Source organism: uncultured Mycobacterium sp., assembly GCF_964249325.1.
GTDB lineage: Bacteria > Actinomycetota > Actinomycetes > Mycobacteriales > Mycobacteriaceae > Mycobacterium.
The window spans coordinates 1-2,330 of the sequence record NZ_CAXUCH010000401.1; the positions used below are offsets into that span (position 1 = coordinate 1).

The window sequence follows — 2,330 nt, forward strand, 5'->3', positions numbered from 1 at the left end:
CAGACCGGCCCGCGCCAATGTCCGTGCCGCCATCGCCCCGCCCGCGCCGGAGCCGACGACCACCGCATCTGCCCGGATCACCGACGCGGTTTCTGCCGACGACACAACGTTTAGCACCGCATCGGGCCGGGCCACGTCGTGCTGCTGGGCGCGTGCTAGCAACTCCGGCGCGTAGCTGTCGGCACCGTTGGCCAGCAACACAATTGCCTTGAGCCCCTCGATCGCCGCCCCGGTGTCCGGGCTCAGCGCGGCAACACGACGCAGCATCTGCGCGCGAGCGTCCGGGCTTAGCCGCGACAACGACCGACCGGTCGCCAAATAGCCTGCGGCCACGAGGCCTATCAGCCCGGCCCGTACCGCGAGCCGGGACGTCGGAGGCATTTGCGCGATGTAGCGTTCCACCCTTTCGACGAGTTGAGCAGGTGACGGACCGCCGCACTCCTCGGGCAGCAGCGCGGCACCGAATGCCGCGGTCGCGCGTTGCGCCAGAGCAGTCATCTCAGACGCCCGAGCCGCCTGCCGAGCTTGATGAAGAACGGATACGTCGCGAAGATACCACCCGCCAAGGCATGCATCGGCCAGCGCAGCTCTTGGGTGTTCACCCCGAAAACCCCGCTGTTCCACATGAAGTCACGTCCGTTGTGTGCCCGGAACGGACGCCAGAGCAGCCCGAGGCCCGGCACGTTGTTGTACAGCCCGAACGAGCCGCCAAAGAAAACGCCAAGAGTGGCGGCCTCGGCGACATCGCGCCGGTCGTCGGGGAGCGTGCGTTCGATCAAGACTCCGGAGGCAACCAGCATCGGCGGATCGAACAGGAAACTCATGTGGTGGTCCTTTCTTTGACGGCGGGCGCTTCGGCGCCGCGCAACCCGACTTCAGCGTGGCCGGTACCAAGTACCGACCAACGCCGATCGCCGACTTCGACGTAGACGTCGGCTTGCTCGGTGTTGGTGCAAACCGCGGTGGCGCCGTCGGGATCGGTGTATTGCAAACTCACACAACGGCTCTCTGGTTGATCAACGCGGATGAGCACGTCACGGCGGCCGATGCGGCCCTCCATCTGCCAGTGCCGCACACTTAGCGTCGTGCGCATCCGAAGTGACGGTAGACCGCTTGGCGGCCAATCTTTTCCGTCGATCCGGAATCGGACGAACGCCATCGGCGGAAGTCTACGTAGGCCTGCTCTGTGCGAGACCGCGGTGACGACCTCCAGCACGTCGCCGTTTCCGAGGTCGGCGTGCAGCCAGGCCCAGCGTTTGGCGTTGCCGTGCCCGTAGATGTGGGCCACCGCGCCGCGCCACCCGCCGACCCGATGGCTTGCGCCGGCGACCGTCAGCGCGCCGGTGAACTGAGCCGTCGGGGCCAGCACCACCTGAGCCCCAGGTAGCAGATCGCGCTCCCAGGCCACCCGCGGAAAGGTCCACAGCGGCGCCCCGGTGTCGGTCCAGCGCAGCTCCCACGCCAACGATCCGGCTCGCCCGGATAGCTCTTCGAATGCGGCACGCACGCCAGCGGCGTCGAACCAAGCCGGTCCGGTTGCCGGCTCGACGGGTTGCGGCCCGAACCGTTCGGTGCACGGTGAGCCGTCGGGCGGAAACCAGGTGGCCCAGCCATGCCCGTACGGCGAGCCGGTCACCGGGGCCACGGTTTCGTGATGCAGCCACAAGCCCGCGCGGGTCGCCGGATCCGACAGCGTCGCATACCAGACTTCCAAGCGCCCGGGCTTACCACGCCAGCGTGGTTCAGCCGCGGATTGCAATCGGTCGTCCACAGCTTCACCTCCGGTCGACTGTGCGCGCCGGGCGCTGAGGGTGCGGGAACGGCGGGAAATCAGCCAGATTTCCGCCCAGCACGCACAGTCGATGCTCATACACTCGGCCCATCCACTATATTGGTTGAGCCAATGAACCAGTCAAGCCCGTTTTCGCCGCCGGATCGGCAACGGCTGGACGAACAGATCGCCGCGGCCATCGCCGACGCCATCCTCGACGGGGCGTTCCCGTCAGGCTCGACGCTGCCGCCGGAACGCGAGCTGGCCGAGCAATTCGGCGTCAACCGCACCTCGCTGCGCCAGGGATTAGCGCGACTGCAGCACATGGGGCTGATCGAAGCCCGGCAGGGCAGCGGCAACGTGGTCCGCGACCCCACGGGTCTGACCCACCCCGCGGTGGTCGAGGCGTTGGTGCGCAAGCTGGGCCCGGACTTCTTGGTCGAGCTACTCGAACTGCGGGCAGCGTTCGGCGCGTTCATCGGCCGGCTCGCCGCCGAGCGCGCCAACCCCCACGACCTCAGCGCGCTCCACTCCGCGCTGGCGAGCGTGCAGCAGGCCC

General features: G+C 67.9%; 3 protein-coding genes and 1 pseudogene. 1 reads left to right on the plus strand and 3 read right to left on the minus strand.

Annotated features, from left to right (window positions below):
• From ACFE99_RS25100 to ACFE99_RS25110, 3 genes and pseudogenes are all read right to left on the minus strand, one after another.
• Positions 1–498 (minus strand): annotated as a pseudogene (locus tag ACFE99_RS25100) (oxidoreductase); the annotation flags it as partial.
• Complete coding sequence (locus ACFE99_RS25105) at positions 495–824, minus strand: hypothetical protein (protein ID WP_375489593.1); 330 nt, start codon at positions 822–824, stop codon at positions 495–497. The pseudogene ACFE99_RS25100 and the gene ACFE99_RS25105, both read right to left, overlap by 4 nt.
• Positions 821–1,771 (minus strand): hypothetical protein, encoded by a 951-nt coding sequence (locus ACFE99_RS25110; RefSeq protein ID WP_375489595.1) that lies wholly within the window; start codon positions 1,769–1,771, stop codon positions 821–823. Before ACFE99_RS25110 ends, ACFE99_RS25105 begins: the two co-directional genes overlap by 4 nt.
• Before the next feature lie 132 nt (positions 1,772–1,903).
• Between ACFE99_RS25110 and ACFE99_RS25115 the strand changes: the two genes are divergently transcribed.
• Positions 1,904–2,330: FadR/GntR family transcriptional regulator (locus tag ACFE99_RS25115; RefSeq protein WP_375489597.1), on the plus strand; the 427-nt coding region annotated here is incomplete at its 3' end.